At 69.8% G+C, this 18333-nt stretch carries 17 protein-coding genes; 10 read left to right on the top strand and 7 right to left on the bottom strand.

Annotated features, from left to right (window positions below):
* Positions 1 to 57 precede the first annotated feature (57 nt).
* From D187_RS25240 to D187_RS25225, 4 genes are read left to right on the top strand one after another with little or no spacing between them, the layout of a single operon-like run.
* A complete protein-coding gene (locus D187_RS25240; protein ID WP_245591814.1) occupies positions 58 to 1098 on the top strand; it encodes a prephenate dehydrogenase/arogenate dehydrogenase family protein in 1041 nt (346 codons plus the stop codon).
* Between the two features lie 15 nt (positions 1099 to 1113).
* On the top strand, positions 1114 to 1644 hold the full coding sequence (locus D187_RS25235) for a hypothetical protein (protein ID WP_020918262.1): 531 nt from the start codon (positions 1114 to 1116) through the stop codon (positions 1642 to 1644).
* Complete coding sequence (locus tag D187_RS50305; RefSeq protein WP_002621814.1) at positions 1641 to 2648, top strand: M28 family peptidase; 1008 nt, start codon at positions 1641 to 1643, stop codon at positions 2646 to 2648. The genes D187_RS25235 and D187_RS50305 overlap by 4 nt, the downstream gene beginning before the upstream one ends.
* Positions 2645 to 3163: a hypothetical protein gene (locus D187_RS25225; RefSeq protein WP_002621812.1), complete on the top strand. Its 519-nt coding sequence runs from the start codon at positions 2645 to 2647 to the stop codon at positions 3161 to 3163. Before D187_RS50305 ends, D187_RS25225 begins: the two co-directional genes overlap by 4 nt.
* Positions 3164 to 3190: 27 nt before the next feature.
* Here the strand turns inward: D187_RS25225 and D187_RS58865 are convergent, their stop codons facing one another.
* The 4 genes from D187_RS58865 to D187_RS25205 form a co-directional block, all read right to left on the bottom strand.
* The gene (locus tag D187_RS58865) at positions 3191 to 4267 is read right to left on the bottom strand and encodes a trigger factor (RefSeq protein ID WP_002621810.1); all 1077 of its coding nucleotides are present in this window, start codon (positions 4265 to 4267) and stop codon (positions 3191 to 3193) included.
* Positions 4268 to 4296: 29 nt separating this feature from the next.
* On the bottom strand, positions 4297 to 5400 hold the full coding sequence (locus D187_RS57160) for a hypothetical protein (protein WP_002621808.1): 1104 nt from the start codon (positions 5398 to 5400) through the stop codon (positions 4297 to 4299).
* Between the two features lie 171 nt (positions 5401 to 5571).
* Positions 5572 to 6633: a DUF6929 family protein gene (locus tag D187_RS25210; RefSeq protein ID WP_002621807.1), complete on the bottom strand. Its 1062-nt coding sequence runs from the start codon at positions 6631 to 6633 to the stop codon at positions 5572 to 5574.
* Between the two features lie 96 nt (positions 6634 to 6729).
* Positions 6730 to 7065 (bottom strand): tellurite resistance TerB family protein, encoded by a 336-nt coding sequence (locus tag D187_RS25205; protein ID WP_002621805.1) that lies wholly within the window; start codon positions 7063 to 7065, stop codon positions 6730 to 6732.
* Positions 7066 to 7624: 559 nt separating this feature from the next.
* Between D187_RS25205 and D187_RS25200 the strand changes: the two genes are divergently transcribed.
* Positions 7625 to 9724 carry a hypothetical protein gene (locus tag D187_RS25200; protein ID WP_002621801.1) on the top strand — a complete coding sequence of 700 codons (2100 nt, stop codon included), beginning with the start codon at positions 7625 to 7627 and terminating at the stop codon, positions 9722 to 9724.
* A 36-nt stretch (positions 9725 to 9760) separates the two neighbouring features.
* Positions 9761 to 10510: a hypothetical protein gene (locus tag D187_RS25195; RefSeq protein ID WP_002621799.1), complete on the top strand. Its 750-nt coding sequence runs from the start codon at positions 9761 to 9763 to the stop codon at positions 10508 to 10510.
* Positions 10511 to 10522: 12 nt separating this feature from the next.
* On the opposite strand, the gene traC is transcribed toward D187_RS25195, so the two are convergent.
* Entirely contained in the window at positions 10523 to 12331 is a 1809-nt protein-coding gene (traC, locus tag D187_RS25190; RefSeq protein WP_002621797.1) for an outer membrane exchange accessory lipoprotein TraC, read from the bottom strand.
* A 200-nt stretch (positions 12332 to 12531) separates the two neighbouring features.
* On the opposite strand from traC, the gene D187_RS25185 reads away from it, so the two are divergent.
* The 3 genes from D187_RS25185 to D187_RS25175 all read left to right on the top strand — a co-directional run bounded on the left by D187_RS25185 (position 12532) and on the right by D187_RS25175 (position 14698).
* Complete coding sequence (locus D187_RS25185) at positions 12532 to 12774, top strand: hypothetical protein (RefSeq protein WP_002621795.1); 243 nt, start codon at positions 12532 to 12534, stop codon at positions 12772 to 12774.
* A 241-nt stretch (positions 12775 to 13015) separates the two neighbouring features.
* Positions 13016 to 13852: a PIG-L deacetylase family protein gene (locus D187_RS25180; RefSeq protein WP_002621794.1), complete on the top strand. Its 837-nt coding sequence runs from the start codon at positions 13016 to 13018 to the stop codon at positions 13850 to 13852.
* A 39-nt stretch (positions 13853 to 13891) separates the two neighbouring features.
* Positions 13892 to 14698 (top strand): FRG domain-containing protein, encoded by an 807-nt coding sequence (locus D187_RS25175; RefSeq protein WP_002621792.1) that lies wholly within the window; start codon positions 13892 to 13894, stop codon positions 14696 to 14698.
* Between the two features lie 133 nt (positions 14699 to 14831).
* Here the strand turns inward: D187_RS25175 and D187_RS55450 are convergent, their stop codons facing one another.
* Positions 14832 to 15656 carry a hypothetical protein gene (locus tag D187_RS55450; protein WP_155893562.1) on the bottom strand — a complete coding sequence of 275 codons (825 nt, stop codon included), beginning with the start codon at positions 15654 to 15656 and terminating at the stop codon, positions 14832 to 14834.
* An 824-nt stretch (positions 15657 to 16480) separates the two neighbouring features.
* Here D187_RS55450 and D187_RS50295 point away from each other — a divergent pair.
* The gene (locus tag D187_RS50295) at positions 16481 to 16717 is read left to right on the top strand and encodes a hypothetical protein (protein WP_002621790.1); all 237 of its coding nucleotides are present in this window, start codon (positions 16481 to 16483) and stop codon (positions 16715 to 16717) included.
* Positions 16718 to 16821: 104 nt separating this feature from the next.
* Here D187_RS50295 and tnpC read toward each other — a convergent pair whose 3' ends face one another.
* Positions 16822 to 18282 carry an IS66 family transposase gene (tnpC, locus tag D187_RS25165; RefSeq protein WP_002621787.1) on the bottom strand — a complete coding sequence of 487 codons (1461 nt, stop codon included), beginning with the start codon at positions 18280 to 18282 and terminating at the stop codon, positions 16822 to 16824.
* Between the last annotated feature and the right edge of the window lie 51 nt (positions 18283 to 18333).

Below are 18333 nucleotides of genomic sequence, written 5' to 3'. Positions count from 1 at the left end.
CCCGCTGAACCCGGGCGCCCGGGCCTCATGTACATTGTCGGCATGATGGTCGGCATCGTGGGATACGGACGTTTCGGCCGCGCGCTCGGAGGACTGCTGGAGGAGGCGGGGGTGCCCTACCGCGCCCTGGACCCCGCGGTGGACATCCCCGAACCCCACCGCTCCCCGTCGCTTCCCGCGTTGATCGCGGACGCCACCCACCTGGTGGTGGCGGTGCCCGTGGCGCACATGCGCGCGCTGCTCCAGCGGATGAGCCCCCACCTGCGGCCCGAGCAGCTCGTGCTGGACGTGGGCAGCGTCAAGGTGAAGCCCGTGCACGCCATGGCCGAGGTGCTCGGCGCCCGGGTGCCCTGGGTGGGGACGCATCCACTCTTCGGCCCCCTCAGCCTCGCCATGGCCGAGCGGCCCCTGCGCGTGGTGGTGTGCCCCAACCCGCTCCACCCCGCCGCCGCGCCCGAGGCCGTGCGCTTCTTCGCGCGCCTGGGCTGCGAGATCATCGAGCAGAGCCCCGAGGGGCATGATCGGGTGATGGCGCACACCCACGCGCTCACCTTCTTCGTGGCCAAGGGCATGGTGGACGCGGGCTCGGGGCTGGACGTGCCCTTCGCGCCCGCCAGCTTCCAGGCGCTCTCGCGCACCATCCAGCTCGTGCGCTCGGACGCCGGACACCTCTTCAGCGCCATCCAGCACGACAACCCCTTCGCGCGCGAGGCCCGGGGACACCTGCTCGAGGCGCTCGGCAACGTCCACCGGGAGCTGGACGCGCTGCCCGCCGAGGCGCCCCCCTCGGACGCGCCGCCGCTCACCCTGCCCACGCTCGACTCGGGCCTGCCGGAGCTGCGCGAGACGCGGGAGCTGATCGATCAAATCGATCAGGAGCTGGTGGAGCTGCTCGCGCGGCGGGCGGAGCTGTCCCGGCGGGCGCTGCGCACCAAGGCCGAGGCGGGGCAGCCCGTGCCCGACCCGGCCCGCGAGGACGCGATGATCGCCTCGCGCCGCGCGTGGGCCTCCGAGCGGGGCCTGGAGCCGGATGGGGTGGAGGCCATCTTCCGCGCCATCCTGCGCTTCTCACGGCGGGACCAACATCGCGGCGGGTGAGCTAGGGTGGCTCCCATGCGTTCCTGGTTGCTGCTCGCCGCGCTCCTGCCCCACGCCGCCCTGGCGTCCGAGCACGGGCTGTCCCTCGGTGCCACGGCCGTGATTCTCACCAATGGAGCCAACAACAAGCTCAGCCCCCGGCTCGGTCTGGAGGCCGCCTATACCTATGGACGCGAGGCATGGCGCCTGGGAGGCGGTGTGCGCTGGGTTCCCGGGGGAGGCGGCTCGCTGCCCGCCGAGGTCTACGCCCGCGTGCTGCTCACCCCCCCGTCGGGCACCTGGCGGCCCGCGGTGGGTCCCGAAGTGGGGCTCAGCGGGCTGCCCATCAACCTCCCATCCCGAGGGGGCCTGCCCAATGAACTCAAGGACGAAGAGGCCCGCCGGAGCAGGCCCTTCTACGTCGCCGTGCACGCCCAGCCCCTGCGCTTCGTCTTCCGCTCCTTCACCGTGAGCGCGCTGGAGGTGCAGTGGGGCACGCCCATCCACCAGCCGGGCTCGGCCCTGCGCCTGCAACTCGGCCTGCTGCACCTCGGAGTGGTTCTATGAAGTCCTGGTCCACCGCCCTCCTGGCCCTCGCCCTGGGCTCCTGTGTCTCGCGTCCCGCGCTGGACGAAGCCGCGCTCGCGCGCGTGCGCGGCTTCGGCGAGGGGGTGGAGCAGGCGCGCCTCATGGCCGACGTGAACGCCCTCGCCGCCGCGCACCTGGAGGACACGCCGCTGTCGTGCGACCTCTTCGAGCCCGGGACGGACTCCAAATACATGCCCGTGTGCCACCTCACCCGGGAGCGCAGCTTCCAGTGGATGCGCGAGCGCCTGGAGTCGCTCGGCCTGCGCGTCACCACGCAGACCACGGACGACCCCCGCTTTCCCACCACCAACCTCATCGCCGAGCTGCCGGGCACCGAGCACCCCGAGGAGATCATCCTGGTGGGTGCCCACTACGACGCGTACTACCAGGGAGCGGATGACAACAGCTCGGGTGTGGCCGCCCTGTTGGAGATCGCGCGGCTGGCCTCGGGTCAGCGCTTCAAGCGCACCGTGCGCTTCATCGGCTTCGATCTGGAGGAGCTCGGCCTGGTGGGCAGCACGCGCTATGTCCAGTCGTCCCCGGGCGAGCGCATCGTCGCGTCGATCGTCTTCGACTGCATTGGCTACCGGAGCACGGAGCCGGGCTCGCAGCACGGGCTGCCGGGCTTTCCCCTGCCCCCCAAGGGAGACTTCATCGCCGTCATCGCCAACGAGGCCTCGCGCTCGCGGATGGAGGAGATGCACGCGCTGAGTGGCCGGCTCGGGCTCGTGCCAGTGATTGGCATCTCCACCCCCGGCAATGGCTCCGGTGCGGCCTCGGGCAACCTCATGCGCAGCGATCACGCCCCCTTCTGGCTCGCCGGACAGAACGCCCTGTTCCTCACCGACACCGCCAACTTCCGCAACCCGAACTACCACCAGGACACCGACGTGCCCGCCACCCTCGACGCGGACTTCCTCACCGGCGTCACCCGGCTGTCCGCCGCCGGGCTCGCCTACTGGGCCGAGGGCCCCCTGCCATGACGCCCACCACCCTCCTCGTCCTCGCCGCGCTCGCCGAAGCCCCGGGCGGCCCCCTCCCCGCGCACCAGCTCTCCTTCTACGCCCGCTCGGGCCTCACGGCGTACCTCTCCTCCGCGCGCACCCAGGGAGGCCTGGGCGGCGGCGTGGGCGTGCGCGACACGCTGCGGGGGCTGTGGTTGCTCCAGGCGGACGTGAACGGACTCACCGGCCTGGGCTCGGTGCTCGAGGTGCGTCTGGGCGCGGGGCTCCAACGCCCGAGCGGCGGGTGGCGGCCCGCGGCCCTGGTGTCCCTCACCGGGCTCTTCGGCGATCAGCTCGGCTTCGTCATGCCCGGCGAGTCCGTGTACGCGCGAGGCCCCGCGCTGGGCGTGGGCCTGACGCTGGCGCCCGCGCGCTTCTCGCTCGGGAGCGCCCAGGTGTCCCTGGTGGAGCTGGGGGTGGGCCTGGGCGGCGATGGCGTCGGCCGAGGCCCCGTCTACAGCCTCACGCTGCTCGAGGTGGGCGTGGCGCTGTAGGAAGCGCCCCACCCGGCATCCCGAGCCTCAGGCGCCCGCGAAGCGGACCTGGGCCTTGCTCATGACGTACTCGACCGCCATCAGGTGCCAGGCCGCCTGCTCGATGCGGGCGAACTGGTGCGGCTCCTCGCGCAGGGAGGCGGCGGCCTGCTCCAGCGGAATCCCGAGGGCGGCGGCCTCGGCCTTGAGGACCTCCTGCACCTTGGCCTGGGTGAGGGTGAGGCCGTCGCGCGCGCAGATGGCGCTCAGCGCCAGGCCGATGCGCAGTCGGTGACGGACCGCGGCCCGGGTGGGCTCGTCCTTCAGCCACGTCTGCAGCGACTCCTCCTGCTGCTTCTCGGTGAACTTGAGCTCGGTCACGGCCCGGCCCTCGCTCGAGCCCCAGCGGCGGCGGATCTCCTCGTCCACGAGCGCCTCGGGGATGTCCACCTGCGTGCGGGCAGCCACCTCGTTGAGCACCATCTCCTGGGCCTGGAGCCGCAGCAACGCCACCGTCTCCCGCTCCAGCTCCTTCAACACGCTGTTCGTGGCCGCCTCCACCGTGTCCCCCCGGCCAAAGGCCTTGAGGAACTCCGGGCTCGCCGGATCCGGAAACTTCACCTCGCGCGCGGCCTGGATCTGCACGGCGAAGCGCGCGGGCTGACCGCGCAGCGCCTCGACGGGGTAGTCCTGGCTCAGCAGGATGTCCGCCAGCACGGTCTCTCCCGGCAGGTGGCCCACCAGCTGCTCGTACAAACCGGGCAGCAGGGGCGCGGGCGCCAGGGGAACCCAGACATCGGCGCGCACGCTGAAGGGGATGAGCTTGCCGTTGGAGTAGCCCACGAGGTTGAGCAGCACCTCGTCGCCCCAGGCGATGCGCTCGGTGCGCAGACGCATGCGCTCGGTGGCGTGTGCGCGCGCCAGATCCTGGAAGCGCTCCTGGATCTGCTGGGCGGTGATGCGCTCGGGGGCGGGCACGGTGATGGACAGACCCTCCAGTGACGGCGCGGTCACTGGAGGCAGTTGCACCGGACTGCCCTGTGCGGCCTTGCGGGCCAGCGGGAGGGAGAGCGGAACCTCGAAAGGCTTCTTGGCGGGAGGAGAAGGTTTCTGGGTGGAGTCCATGAAGGATCCTTTCGAGGCCGCAGACTAGCTCAACCGCCGAGGAGCTGCTTGAAGCCCTGGGTCGCGTTCTTGAGCGGGCCCGCGAGGCCCTCGATGGCGGGACCCGCCAGGCTGGCGACCGTGGAGACGGCCGCGCCCGCCTGCGACAGGACGGGGATGTTGGTGGCGGCGAGCACGGAGCCCCCGGCGGTGATGCCCGCGGTGACCTTCTGGCCCATGGTCGCCTTGGGATCACTGAAGGTCTTCGCGGCATTGGCGACGTCCATGCCCGCCACGGCGATGTTGAGGCCCGGAGCGAAACGCCCGGCCGCCTTCGCCAGGGCACCGGTGCCGCCCTTGAGCATGTCCGCCATACCGGCCGCGCCGGAGAGGACGCCCTGACCCGCCGACATGGCGGAGGACGCCGAGCCGGCCATGGCCGACGGGCTGGACTGGCCCGCGGCCTGGGTCGACGCGTGACCCACCGGGCTGCCTTGTCCGAACCCCGGCGCCTGGTGCGCGCCACCCAGCCCGCCCATGAGCTTCTGCGCGCCGCCCATCAGGGTCGAGGCAATCTGGCCCACGCCCCCCATCAGGGCCGAGGCCATCTGGGTCGCGCCGCCCCCGCTGATCCCACCCGAGGCGGCCGCCTGATTGATGCCGCCCAGCATGCTGGTGGCCATCTGGTTCAGGCTCGCCAGCGCGCCCGTGGCGGCCTGATGCGCGCCAGCCGCTCCACCCTGGCCTCCCGTCAGGCCCCCCAGGAGCTGCTGGAACGCGGCCATGGGCTGCTGGGCCATCGCGAGGGCCTGCTGGAAGCCGCCCGGAACGGTCCCGGGCTGCGCCGCCCCGCCCGCGCCACCAGCCCCGCCCGCGCCGCCGGCCCCGCCCGCGCCGCCACTGGGCGACAAGCTCTGGGCCAGACCCACGCCACCCTGGGCCAGACCGACCGTGTTGTTGGCCAGACCCATGGCGTTGTTGGCCTTATCCATCCGACTCGTCTTGTTGCCGGCCGTGAAACCATCGGCGGGCTTGGTGCCGGCCGGGGTGGTGGTGCCTGCCGTCGGGTTCGCCGCGGCCGGGGTGGTGGGGCTTGTCGTCGGCTTCGACGCGGAAGCGGGGGCGGGAGCGGGAGGCGGAGAGCGAACGCGCATGGGATCACCTGAGAGCAGAAGCGATTTCGATAGAATAACCAGAAAAGGACTGCTTCCTGGTAGTGGGCACAAGGGATTATCGCGCCGCGCCCCGGGAAGTTGCGCCTTCTTATCTGCAAGGCGTTTGCCAATTCTTGAGAAAGGGAGACACCGCCTCGCCTGGCCGCCTTGCTAGCGGCCCGGAGACGAGGGGGGCGGAGGATCATCCAGGGTGAGCTCGAACAGGGGCGCGACGACGGAGGAGTCATCCGCGTCCGAGACGAGCCACAGGTGCAGACGGCCCTGCTCCACCCGCGCCGTCACGCCCTCCAGCTTCACCTTGCCCTCCACGTGCTCGAGCCACAGGGGCGTGCCGTCCGGGGCCAGCATGCCCACGGCCGAGCCCACCACGGCGCCATCGGCATAGGGACCATGGGTGTCCTCGGCGGCGGCGGTGAAGACGACGCGACCGTCCGGCAGCGGCGCCGCGTCCGAGAAGGACAGCCGCACCGAGCGGGTCCGGCCCAGCTTCCAGCGCTTCACGTCGCGCACCAGCTCCGGGCCGGGAGGCACACCGGCCTCGAGGGCGCGCGCGAGGCCCTCGCCCGCGATCATCACCACGGCGTCCGAGCCCTCGTCGCTGTTGCCCCGGTTGAGCAACCACAGGTGTTTGCCCGTCCAGGCGGCCCCCTCCACGTTGAGGGGGCCCAGCTCCCGGGCGAGCCGGGCGTACAGGCCCGAGAAGTCCACCTCGCGCACGGCGCCGCCCAGCCGCCCATCCGCCTGGAGGGGGATCAGCGCCCCACGCCTCCGCGCCGGGGCGCTCCCGGAGGGAACCGCCAGCAGGGCTCCCTGGGGCGCCGAGGCGAGGCCCTCCACGAGACAGAGCGCCTCCAGGTCCGGCTTCACGGCCTTGCGGTCCGCCGCGTCCCGGGGCAGCTCGCCCGGAAAGAGTCTCACCCAGAGTCCAGGCCCCTCGCCCTGGAGTGGAAAGGAGGCGAGTGACAGGGAGTCGTCCGCGACGACATGCAGCCAGTCACCCACCCGCACGAGGCCGCTCGCGGCGGAGACATAGGCCGCGCCCCCGGCCACCTCGGGCGCCGGGAGGGTCAACATCCGCGAGCGCGTGAGTTGCAGCGGCGGCGCACGCCGGGGCCTTGGCGCCTTCGTGGCGCGCGCTCTCTCCTGGCAGCCCGAGGACAGGCACAGCAGGAAGGCGGCGAGGAGACGGAAACGGGGAGCGGAGATGGGCATGGGGACGGAGAACCTGGGGGCTTTCTATACCGGTGCGCGCCCACCCGGCTGCCCGGCGTGGCTCCGCGAGCGCCCGAGGCCCTCGGTCCCCCGGGCTCAGGACTCCTGGCCGAGGATGACGCGCAGCTCCTCGATCAGCTCCTTCTCCTCGGCCCGAAGCTCGCCGTCGCTCGCGATGAGGGCGCGCACCGCCTCGAAGACCTCGTCCGGACGGTCGCGCAGCAGCGCCAGATCGGGCGCGGGGGGCGTGCCCCCGTGCGCCAGGAGCTTCTTGAGGGCGGCGAACTCCGACTCCGGAACGTTCCAGCTGCGCGCCACGCCCTGGATGAGGCCCGACTCCCGCGCGTCGAGCCGCCCATCACTCCAGGCCAGTTGGATCATCAACTTGAGCACTTCGATGTTGAAGCGATCGTCCGCCGTGGTTTGGCTCATGGGGTTCTCCTGGGCCCCGAGCCTCGCCCGTCCCGCCGCGGACCGCCATGACGTTCTTCCCGGTCGCGCCGCCGACAGTCCTTCCGTCGTCTGGTCCACATCCGCCGTCCGGCGGTGTCCACCTTCCGCCGGTCCCCTCGGGCGCCGCCTCTCCCCGGGTCCACGTAAACCCTCCATTCCCAGCAATCCCTCTCAGCAGGGGGACGCTCGTGCACATCTCCGGCCCATAACTGCGGCGACGCTGCAGATCCGTCAGTCCGGCAAACTCCTGACAACCTTCGCCGCGCGCCCCTCAAGTCTTCGTTTACCCGTCTCCAGGCAGGGTCCGTTCTCTCGGAGAGACAGCGGGCTTCTGGAGTCCTGGCCGGGCGGGGCGGACTTTTCCATTGGCATCGCGATACCCGCGCGCGGTGAGCAATGAATGGCGAGACCCGGCTTGACGAACGGGGGCGGGGAGCGCTCTCTTTTCGTGCAAGGGATTGAGAGCCGCCCGGGACCCCCCTCCCGCTGGCGGCCAGGCGCGAGCAACCCGCGCCATCCCCATGCGGGAGAAAGCGCCATGCGTGAACATCTGGAGACTTCGACGGGACTGGCCCTCACCGCCGGCACCTACTCGGGCTATTCGCTGCACGCGCACGAGCCCGATCAAGGCATCAACCTCATCCTCTCGCAGCCCGGCATCAGCAGCAGCCGGGTGACGCGGCTGAGCCCCACGGCGGTGTGGGCCCTGGCGGAGCCGGGCACGGAGCTGCCCCCCCGCGAGCGCCCCGTGCAACTGCTCCTGGACGACAATGGCCGCACCATCGGGCCGTTGCGCGGGGAGATCTTCTGGAGTGATCCGCGCCGCGCCGACGCGCCCTTCGGCATCCAGTTCGTCGACGTGACGCTGGAGCAGGGCCGGCAGATCCTCTCCGCGCTGGACTCGGCGGCGCGCGAGGGACGCGCCCTGCCCGCCGTGTCGCCGCGGCCCATCGAGGAGGCGCTCGTCGATACCGAGCGCATCCGCTCCATCCTCAAGTCCGTGTGTGTCATGCAGCACCAGGGGCTCTTGCGCCAGCCGGGCCGGACGCTGCGCGTGTCGCTCGAGTACTTCGACGTCGAGACCTCGCGGCTGCACTGGCGCCTGGAGGAGCCGTCGGCCCGGTGGGGGCAGGCGCCCCATGACATCGAGGTGGTGGGCTACAACTCCGCCTTCCGCATGCGCGTGCCGGAGCTCGAGGTGCGCGGCGACCGGTTGGTGACGCCCATTCCCCGGCGGCTGTGGCGGGTGCGCCACCGCGCGCGCCGGCGCGTGCCCGCTCCCGCCGGCCTGCTGGCCCGCTTCCACCACCCCCTGTGGAACGAGCTGGGCGCGCGCGAGCGTGAAATCCAGGACGTGTCCTCCACCGGCCTGTCCCTGTTGGGCTCCGCGGACGATCTCGCCTTCCCGGGCCTGCTCCTGCAGCCGCTCGAGGTCCTCTCCGAGAACGGCGAGCCCTTCCTGTTGCGCGGAGAAGTGCGCTACGTGGGCAAGCCGCGTCCGGACGGCCAGCGGGTGCTGGGCCTCCAGGTGACGCCCCAGACGCCCGAGGACGAGGCGCGCTGGATGCAGCTCGTCTCCCAGGCGCTCTGCCCCGACACGCGCGAGGGCGAGGAGTGGCTCGAGCCGCTGTGGCAACTGCTCGCCGACACGGACTACCACCAGCTCGCGGGCGACACGCCCGAGGACTTCGAGCAGCAGCGCGCCAGCTTCGTCGACACGAGCCTGCGCGCGGCGCGCGAGCCCCAGCTCTTCTGCCAGGCGGTGTGGCCATCGGAGCGGGGCGTGGAGGGCACGCTGTCCTCGGTGCGCGCCTGGCATCATGGCTGGCTCGTGCACCAGCTCGCCAAGCGCCCGGGTGCCCCCGTCCCGGAGGTGGCCCCGGGGCGGATCCTCCGCGAGCTGCACCTGCGCGCGCTGGAGCACGCGCAGAGCGCTCCCGACTTCCGCTGGCTGCTCGGCTACGTCGACGCGAGCGTGCCCTTCTTCGAGCGCGTCTACCTGTCCTACGCGCGCCAGCACGCCGACACGGGCGAGGCCCTGGTGCTGCCCGTGCACCTGTGGCGCGCGCGGTGCGACGAGCCGAGTGGACTGCCCGCGGACGGCTTCGACATCGGCCCGGCCACCGCCGAGGAGACGGCGTTCCTGGCGAGCGAGATCGCCCGCACCCGGCCCGCCTGCTACGTGGAGGCGATGGACCTCTCGCGCGAGCATCTGGCGCTGACGGAGGCCACGGAGGCCTGGCACGCGGCGGGGTTGGAGCGCGAGCGGCAGGTGCTGGTGGCGCGCCGCGAGGGCATGGCGGTGGCCGCCATCGTGCTCGAGCGGGGACCGGAGGGAATGAACCTGCTGCGCATGCTGGACACGGCGCGGCTGTTCCCGCTCGCGCCCGGAGGACAGGAGACCTACGTCGCGCTGCTGGACGCGGCGCGCGTCTGGTACGCCGCGCGCAACCTGCCCTCCTTCGTCCTCGTGTCCGAGGAGGACGACGACGGCCCGCTCGCGGCCGCCCGGTTGCGCGAGGGGCCCGGCACCAGCCCCTGTCTGTGGCTGATCTCCGCCCACCTGCTGCCCGAGTTCCTGGAACACGTGAGCGAGGCGACGGTGGGCCGACTCCCCTCTCCGGCTCCCATGGCCTGAACCCACACCCCGATTGCACACAGCGAAGGAGCCGACATGAGTCTGGTCAAAGAGCTGTACGAGCCCTACGTCCTGGCCGCGCGCGCCCGCGTCGCCACGGAGCCGGTGATGCGCAGGGTGGTGGATCCCGCCATCTCCCCGGAGCTGCTCGAGCGCTTCCTCCTGCAGTACCACGCCCTCGGCGTCTACATCGCCGAGCCCCTGGAGGGATGGAACCGCCGCGCCGGCCACCGCAGCCTCCTGCTGAGCCTGGACACACTGGGCAAGAGCCTGCTCGCGCATGCCAAACAGGCCTCGGGCCTCGCCCAGACGATGACCGAGGACGTGCAGGTGCTCGTGCGCCGGTGGAACCAGCGCTTCCAGCCGGTGCTCCACACCGAGCGGTTGCTCTCGCAATACCCCACCGACGCGATGCGCTCCTACCGCCGGCTCGTCGAGGAGACGCTCACCGGGGAGTTCCCCTCGGCGCAGATCGCCATCGAGTTCGAGAGCACCCTGCTCACGCAGATGATGGGGCCCCACCTGCTGGCCAACGTGACGCGGGTGCTCGGCCGCGAGGCGCTCGAGGGGCTGTGCGCGCTCAAGGCCCAGTCCCAGCCGGATGCGCCGCGCGCGGTGAACCAGACGCGGCTGATGGAGGAACTGGTGCGCGCGATGCCGGAGAACGCCCGGACGTTCGCGGAGCTGAGCGCCGAGGCGCTCGAGCTCCAGCTGCGCTTCATCGAGGACTGCCTGGAGTCCGCCGAGGCCTCGCTGGGCACGCCCGTGTCGGCCTCCGTGGCCTGACGCCGCGCGCCGCTAGCGCCCGAGCAGGGCCTCGGGGTGCTCGAGCCCCCGGGCCTTGGCGATCGTCTGGAGGATGTCCTGGGGGGGCTCGTCCGCGGTGAGCAGCAGCGCCCGCACCGCCGTCTCCACCACGTCCTCGGAGCTGGGACGCACCAGGCCCCGGCGCGCGTCCTCCACGCGGCGCTGGCGGTAGGCGTCGAAGCGCTCCTTCACCCGCGCGGCGATGGCGGCGATGGCCTTGTCCCCCGCCTCCACGCGCAGCTCCGCCTCGCTGCGCAGTTGCACGGGGTCCGCCAGCACGCCCACCTTGTCATAGGCCTTGTTCGACGAGTCCTCGTGCAGCGCCGCGTAGTCCTCGGTGTGGGGCGAGGCGCCCGCGGAGTCCTTGGCCAGGTCCACCAGGCGCTCGGTGACGGTCGCCGTGAGGGTCAGCTTGTGCAGCTCCACGTCATAGGGGTAGTCCGCGTAGACGGGCTCCTCCACCGTGAGCGGCTCGCGGTACCAGGCGTCCCGGCCGCGCTGCACCTCGCGCCGCTGGGCCTCGGCGCTCTCCTGCGCGCCCTCCAGCCGCTGCTCCAGCTCCCCGGCCGTCGCGGCGCGTTGGGCGTAGGCGCGCTCCTCCTGCTCACACTGCGGATTGCACAGCGAGGGGTCGCACTCGCGGGGCACATGCCCGGGCTTCACGCGGGTGATGGCCTCGGTGCACTCGGCCAGGGCCTTGCTGCACGCCTTGCGCTCGCGGTCGCGGCAGCGCCCGGCCACCTCGCGCGCCTGCACCAGCTCGTCCTGCCGGCGCAGGTACTCGCGCAGCACGCCTCCCATCTTGCGCTCCACCTCCTCCAGCTTGCGCTCCTCGGTGAGCAGGGCCGTCTCCAGCTCGAAGCGGCGCGGATTGGGCACGGCCTTGTTCGTGAGCAGGTAGCGCGTCGAGCGCTGGCCCTGCTCCACCGACTTCACCGGCAACACCCGCTCCAGCGCCATGCCCAGGCGCACGCCCTCGTGATTCTTGGGCGCCTCGGTGGTGATGACGCGGATGGGCACCTCCTGCGGCAGCATCGCCGCGAGCCGTCCGGGCGACAGCCGCTGCGCCACGTCCGGCGCGCTGGCCTTGTCATCCGCCGGCGCGGTCACCACCATGAAGGCCACCTCGTCCTGGAGCAGACGGCGCACCGCCTCGGCGCGCTCGCGCGCCTGCGTGGCCCCCGCGAGCTCCTGGTCCGCGCGCACGTACGCCAGGAGCGCGTTGCCCAGCTTGCCCTCGTCCTCCAGCCGCTTCGCCGTGGAGAACCACCGGCGCGCCCATGCCGTGCGCACCGCCGTCACGCCCTTGCGCGCCGCCGCGTGCTCGGCGTCCACCGCCAGCACCGCGTCGAACTCCGCCCGGGCCTCCTGCAGCTTCTCGGCCTGGAGCGCCTTCTGGGCGCCCTCCACCCGCGTATCCAGCGTCTGGGCGAGCAGCGCGCCCACCTCGGCGTTGCCCTCGTCCAGCTCGAGCGCGCGCACCAGCAGCGGCGTGGCCGCGGCCAGGTCTCCCTCGGCGTGTCTGGCCTTGGCGGCCTGGAACACCTCGGCGCTCCACAGCCGGCGCATGTCGCGCAGCTTCACCTTCGCCTCCGAGTTGCCGGGCTCCGCGGCGAGCGCCCGCTGGTAGGCGGCCTCCGCCTGGCTCCACTGGCGCTGGGTGGTGAGCGTGTCGCCCTCCTTCACGGCGCGGGCGAAAGTCGAACATCCCACCGCGGCGAGCAGGGCGAACAGCGACAGGGCGAGCAGCCCCAGCCGACGGGTGGGGGGACACGGCGAGCGGGTAGACAGGGAACGCACGGGCGCATCTTCGGGGAAAGCCCACGCGGGATGAAGCACGGAGTCTCGGCCCGCCTGCTCCTCGGGCGGCCCCTCGGGCCTTGATTCCCGTGTCGAGAGCGGCCCCGCCCCGGGCCCCGCGTCGGGAATGAGGAGATGTACCGGAGGGTAGGACCTTTTGCAGAGGGGGGACTCATCCCAACATCAGGAGTTTTCGCCATATGGCCTGCTTGCCACCCAAGCCCAATCCCACCGAGCTCCGCTTGCCTATCTGGGCGGAGCAGTACCGCATCGAGGACTACCGCAACGTGCACTGCCGCCTCTACGCCCGGTGCATCGACGCCGCCGTGCGCGAGGACTGGGAGGGCTTCACCTGCCGGAAGTGCGCCCTCTTCCGCCGGGACGAGGCGCCCCACGCGGCGAGCCACGCCTTCGACCAACCGGCCGACAATGGCCGGCCGTAGTTCCGTTTCCTCCGGGGCCCGGCCCCGGGATGTGCTCCAGCACACGGGCCCGCGCCCGCCTCCGTGTACTGGCGCACGTACCGTCTTCTCCGGCCCCTCCGCTTTTCCGGTCTCGTACTGAAGGCCCTGGTTTTTTCCGGGAGCACGACTGCAACTTTCCAGACCTTCAAGGGGGGAGCCAGACAGGCTCGAGGGAGGGCGGCGGTGAGGGTGCGACGACCAAGCGGAAGGAGGCCCCGCCATGTGGCCTCCCGATGAATCCCAGCAACAGGAGCCGCGGGAGGGCGAGGACGGCGTGGCCGGAGTGCTCGGAGCGCTGCTGCCGGCCCAGGCCCTGCGGGGCTCCACGCTCTTCGTGACGGCTCATCCGGACGACACGGTGCGAGGGGCGTCCTGGCTGTTGCGCCGCAGCCCCCACGCGCACGTCGTCCACATCACCCCCAGCACACCCGAGTCCCACGCCCCTCTCCCCGAGCAAGCCTCCTTCGAGGCCCTGTCGCTCGCCGGACTGGGCCCGGAACGGCTGTTGTTCCTGGGAACGATGGATCGCACGGCGAGCCAGGAGCTCGTCACCCTCACCGAATGCCTGGTGGCCCTGCTCAAGGCCCTGCGCCCGACCCTCCTCGTCGTCCACCCCTACGAGGGAGGACACCCCGACCATGACGCCGCCGCCTTCATCTCACATGCGGCCGTGGCCCTGCTCGTGCGGGGCGGGCGCACGCCGCCCTCGCTCCTGGAGATGGCCGTCCCCACCTGCGGACACCTGGGGCCCCACCCCATCGGCTTCCAGTCCACGCGGGACGACCGGCCCGTGGCCACCGTGGCCCTGTCCGCGGGGGATCGCGCCCTCAAGCAGCGGATGCTCGCCTGCCATGCCTCGCCCGGGTGGGATTCGGGCTCCGCGTCGAGCGCGCCGGAGCACTACCGGCTCGCGCCCCGCTACGACTTCACCCGGCCTCCGCACGCGGGGAGGCTGCTGTATGAAGTGCCCACACCGGGGATGACGGCGGTGCGCTGGCGACAGTTGGCGCGCCGGGCGCTGGAGCAGCTCAAGCTCACGGAAGCTTCTGCTCACTGAGGAGCGTGGTAGGACAAAGACCAACCGGCGGGGACTCGCGTGCTCGAACATCGGGTGAAGAGCTGGATGGAGTTGCAGGAGCTACTCTTCGAGGGCTCGTGGAACGAAGCACTTCATCGCTTCCGCCCCACGCTGGCCTTTCGGGGCATGCCGGATGCCAGCATGGACCTGGCCACGGGACTCAACCGGCGGGGCGGGGACTACTCGCGCCAGGAGCACGTCATGCTGCGCGCCTTCCGCAAGTACGCGCGCGGCACCGCCTACCCCTGCGGCAGTGTCTGGGATTGGTTGGCGCTCGCCCAGCACCATGGCCTGCCCACGCGGCTGCTGGACTGGACGTTCAGCCCCTACGTGGCGCTGCACTTCCTGTCGGAGAACCTGGAGCTGTACGGCACGGACGGCGTGGTGTGGAGCGTGGACTACCGTGAGACGAACCGGCTGCTGCCGCGGCCTCTCAAGGAACAACTGCGGCAGGAAGGCGCGGATGTCTTCAGCGCGGAGATGCTCGAGGAGGTGGCCCCGAGACTCAAGGCGTTCGATCAACTCACCCGCCGCTCCTTCGTGCTCTTCTTCGAGCCGCCCTCGCTCGACGAGCGCATCGTCAACCAGTTCGCCCTCTTCTCGGTGATGAACGCGCCCTCGAGCCGGCTGGACACGTTCCTCGAGAATCAGGAGCGGGGCGTGCGCCGCATCATCGTCCCCGCGCAACTCAAGCGCGAGGTGCGCGACAAGCTCGACCAAGCCAACATCACCGAGCGGGTGTTGTTTCCGGGCCTGGACGGGCTGTCGCGCTGGCTGCGGCGCTACTACAACCCCAAGCCCCCCGGTCCTCCCGAGGGGCTCTAGGCGCGTGGACTAACACTACCCAGGGGCGCTGCGGCTCTCCGAAGGGAAATCTTCCTCGGAGGGGGGTTCGAAGTGACCGAGTCGTATTAGGGCACCGAATGCGGCGGTTTCCTAACTCATCCAGCACGCGAGGTCATTGCGGTGCATCCGGTGAAGCGGGAGTTGCCGCAAGTGAAGCATCAGCAGTGGACGCTGTCCCTTCTGCACCAGGGGTGTTGGATACTAGTGCTGTCTGCTGTTCAGTCGCGCTCTGCAGAGCACTCCTGTTAGCCGATTCAACCTTGGTCACGCCGCGCGTAACAAAGGTAGCGTGAACGGCATCATTGAAGTTGGAGATGCTCTGAACGTTTTTCATCGGCAGGAGAAGCCGAATGTCCGGAAGACGGTCAGCCTGGAAATAGTCTGTGTTGAAGGTGACAAGCTGATTATCGTCACTGCGGAAGCCGCTCATGACCGGTTGAATGATGATTGACCGCTCCGACTCGTTGGGATCGCCGCTTGCCTGTAGGAAGATGCCCATATACACCTTCCCGGAAGTCAGAGAGACGATGACCTTCTTCCCCAAGAGTTCGTTTCCCATCTTGTAGAAAACGTCTGTGAACTCAAGATCGCGTTCTGTACCCGAGAGCCAGCGCAGTAGCCCAAAAGCCTGCCTCTTGAAAACGCGGGACACCATGAGGCCGCTCAAAGGGGACAGCACTAAGCCCAGGATCAGTACCCCAGATCCTGGGCTCGGAAACAGCGCCGCACGCCAGCTCGCAAGCTGTGATGCCAAGGGCAGGTACGCCCAGCGCAGACCTCCTAGGATCAGACTCGCAGCGAAGAAGTTACCGAGGGCACAGATAGCCGTCAGTGCCACGAAGTCCCAGCCGCTCCGGTTTTTGCTGGGGCGAGCAGTCTGAATGATGAAGAGGGTTATGTACCCAGCAACACCCCAGAGAATGAACTCTGGAGTCATTTCCTGGTTTTAGCCTCTTGAGGCGAACTGGTTTGGGGCGAACTGGACCTCGGAGGTGGCACGTTTCCGGGCCGGATCATCGTCCTCAAGGATTCCATGTTTTGCTGAACGGCCTTGTCGCGGTCGATGTAAAGCAGGCCGTCTTGCCTCACTTCGCCAGTCTGCTTGCTCATCGCTCTTCTCCCTAGGCTCGGGTGATAAGACGCAATCTGCGCATCCCCTCTGCCTGCTGCCCAAGCTCCTCGCTAGGTAGCTGGGGTATCGATCTTTTTAAGCCGAAAATGCCCTCATTACAATGACCCACCCCAACATATTTGTGACGGGTACGGGTGGTCAAATAATCCCGTCATTTCAATAAGTTAGCTGCCGCCTGGACTGCTCTCTTCCAAGGGATGTTTCTCGTCCCTTCGCATCTTTCGTAATTCCGGGTACTTACGAGTATCGGCTAGCAGCCAAGCGGGCTTGTAAACCCTTGATTTTACTGTAGCTGCCCAGTGCGAGAGCCCTCGATCAAGCGGCGGCAGAGGGGGCGAGCTTGCCGGCTGCGGCATCGGCGGGAGAGAAATCGGTCGGTGAAGGAGCGGACGCCGCAGCTTGACTGGGCCAGGCTTCTGCCCCATGGCAGGCCCGTTAAGAGCCGCGTGCTCCCCGGCATAAGGACCTTGGCGGTCATCCCCGCTGACGTCCTGGCTGGTCGGCCAGTGCGTCCTCATCCAATCAACCCGAGGAGGAACGCAGATGGAACACATCAGCCTCTCTGCTGAACTGGGGGGGGAATCCATTATGCCATCGAGGTCGCCTACTGGATCGCGGACAGCGTCGCCATGGGGGCGGTGCCCGACCCGGAGCGGACGCACAGCGCGCCCGTCATCATCAGCGCCATCCTGCTGCTGGTGGAGACCAAGCTGCATCAGCTCGGCTGTATGCTCCGGGGCGAGGAGAACCCGGCGCACCTGTTGACGCCGCACAACGTCACCGCTGGGCAGTACGCGGTCGGCTGCACAAGAGACGCTTGCCTGCCCGCCGCTGGTGAAGCGTATAAAGTGCGGGAGAGCCACTAAACTGGGGCAGGCTCACCAGCCCGGCTACCGCCCATTCGGACTGGAGCCATCTGCGCGCCACCGCATCCTCCTCCGGAGTTCCTCCGTCGTAACCGTTCACCGACTCAGGCCGCGTTGGAGAGCTGAACCGACGCCGGAGTGGGCAGCAGCGAGGGTGTTGAAAAGCCACGTCGATGTGCATGGAGGGTGTCGGTCAGGAAGTCCAACACGCCACGCCGTTGCAGCTTGAGCGTGGTGACGGTGGTGAGGATTCGCTCCACGAAGCGGCTGCCCTCGGGGCCTTGCGTTCCGAAGGATGTCTTCCTGTACATGATGGCGTGCCGCAAGCACCGCTCGCCGAAGTTGTTCGTCGGCGCCAGGTCCGGTACGTCGACAAACGTCCACAGACACTTCTCCCAGCGCAACATTTCCCGCGCCATGCCGGCCGTCTTCTTCTCCGCGCACACCGCGGCCTGGCGCAGCAATCGGCCCACTTCGCGCTCCACCTCGGGCATCCTCTTCTCGAAGTCCTCGCGTGTCAGGCTGCCCTCGTGCACCTGGTGGTACCACGTGAAGAAGCGATTGCGCTGGTGCATCAACTCCTCGCCGAGCTGCCCTCCCTCGCCGCCCCGGTCGATGAAGCCCTGGAAGTCTCGGGTGAGGTGAGCCCAGCACACCTGGCGCAGGCCCGCGTCGTACCACTCGTACCCGCTCCACCTGTCACTGACGAGAATGCCCGCGAAGTCCTCTCCCAGCAGGGCTCGTGCCACCTTGCCTCCGCGACTTCGAGCGATGTGGAAGACAGCCACCAGCGCCGTGGCCACCAGCCACAGCCAGGCTCGTTGGCCCCGGCCCTCTTCGCGCCCCTCCACCCACCCCGTCTCATCCGCGTGGGCCCTGTCGGCTGCCCTCACGTACTCGCCGGCCTCGAGCACCGCGGGCGCGAGCGCCTCGGCCATTTCCCCTTCCAGGTTCACCACGCTGCCCACCGATAATTGGACGCCCAGCATGTCCGACAGCGCGTCCTTCACCAGTCGCTTGGACAGCCGGTACTTGCCCACCATCAGGCTCGCCAGCGCACCCAGCCTGTCACCAAAGGCGCTGCTGGCATACGCGGGCACTTGCTCTCGGGTCACCGTGCCGCAGGCGCCACACTCCAGCGCGTGGCTGCGATACTCGGTGACAATCGCCGATAGCGGCGGCACCTCCACCACCTGATGCCGTCTGGGCTCCCTGTCCCTTCCCGCCAGCCGTCGGCCACAGTCCTTGCACTCCTTGGGCACCAGTTCCACCACGTGCTGCACCTGCTCGGGCGGTAACAGCACTCGCTCATGCTTCTTGTGCCCGGGCTGGCCTCCAGCACGACGGCCCGTGGGCTTCTTCGCTGGACGCGGGGTACCGGGAGCATCCGAGGACGGCGGCCTGGAGGAATTGCTCGAGTTCTGGCGCAGGCGCGCCTCCAACTCCGCCACCCGCGCGGTGAGGGCCTCCACCTTCGCCATCAATTCCGCAATCCGCGCATCTCGTTGCGCCAGCTGCTCTCTCAACTCCACGATGAGCGCGTCTCGAGGGTCTACCTCCACCATCCCTCTTCTACACCACGTCCGCCGTCACCTCGTCCAGCACCACTTCTTTGG

It is taken from the genome of Cystobacter fuscus DSM 2262, assembly GCF_000335475.2.
In the GTDB taxonomy this organism is placed as follows: domain Bacteria; phylum Myxococcota; class Myxococcia; order Myxococcales; family Myxococcaceae; genus Cystobacter; species Cystobacter fuscus.
This window is presented reverse-complemented; position numbering and strand designations above follow the sequence as displayed.

What these genes read in the sequence shown, in the direction of transcription:
- D187_RS58865 (WP_002621810.1), bottom strand. Translation starts at nt 4,267, where the DNA reads ATGGACTCCACCCAGAAACCTTCTCCTCCCGCCAAGAAGCCTTTCGAG.
- tnpC (WP_002621787.1), bottom strand. Translation starts at nt 18,282, where the DNA reads ATGGTGGAGGTAGACCCTCGAGACGCGCTCATCGTGGAGTTGAGAGAG.
- D187_RS57160 (WP_002621808.1), bottom strand. Translation starts at nt 5,400, where the DNA reads ATGCGCGTTCGCTCTCCGCCTCCCGCTCCCGCCCCCGCTTCCGCGTCG.
- D187_RS25210 (WP_002621807.1), bottom strand. Translation starts at nt 6,633, where the DNA reads ATGCCCATCTCCGCTCCCCGTTTCCGTCTCCTCGCCGCCTTCCTGCTG.
- D187_RS25235 (WP_020918262.1), top strand. Translation starts at nt 1,114, where the DNA reads ATGCGTTCCTGGTTGCTGCTCGCCGCGCTCCTGCCCCACGCCGCCCTG.
- D187_RS25225 (WP_002621812.1), top strand. Translation starts at nt 2,645, where the DNA reads ATGACGCCCACCACCCTCCTCGTCCTCGCCGCGCTCGCCGAAGCCCCG.
- D187_RS25205 (WP_002621805.1), bottom strand. Translation starts at nt 7,065, where the DNA reads ATGAGCCAAACCACGGCGGACGATCGCTTCAACATCGAAGTGCTCAAG.
- D187_RS25195 (WP_002621799.1), top strand. Translation starts at nt 9,761, where the DNA reads ATGAGTCTGGTCAAAGAGCTGTACGAGCCCTACGTCCTGGCCGCGCGC.
- D187_RS25185 (WP_002621795.1), top strand. Translation starts at nt 12,532, where the DNA reads ATGGCCTGCTTGCCACCCAAGCCCAATCCCACCGAGCTCCGCTTGCCT.
- D187_RS50295 (WP_002621790.1), top strand. Translation starts at nt 16,481, where the DNA reads ATGGGGGCGGTGCCCGACCCGGAGCGGACGCACAGCGCGCCCGTCATC.
- D187_RS55450 (WP_155893562.1), bottom strand. Translation starts at nt 15,656, where the DNA reads ATGACTCCAGAGTTCATTCTCTGGGGTGTTGCTGGGTACATAACCCTC.
- D187_RS50305 (WP_002621814.1), top strand. Translation starts at nt 1,641, where the DNA reads ATGAAGTCCTGGTCCACCGCCCTCCTGGCCCTCGCCCTGGGCTCCTGT.
- D187_RS25180 (WP_002621794.1), top strand. Translation starts at nt 13,016, where the DNA reads ATGTGGCCTCCCGATGAATCCCAGCAACAGGAGCCGCGGGAGGGCGAG.
- D187_RS25200 (WP_002621801.1), top strand. Translation starts at nt 7,625, where the DNA reads ATGCGTGAACATCTGGAGACTTCGACGGGACTGGCCCTCACCGCCGGC.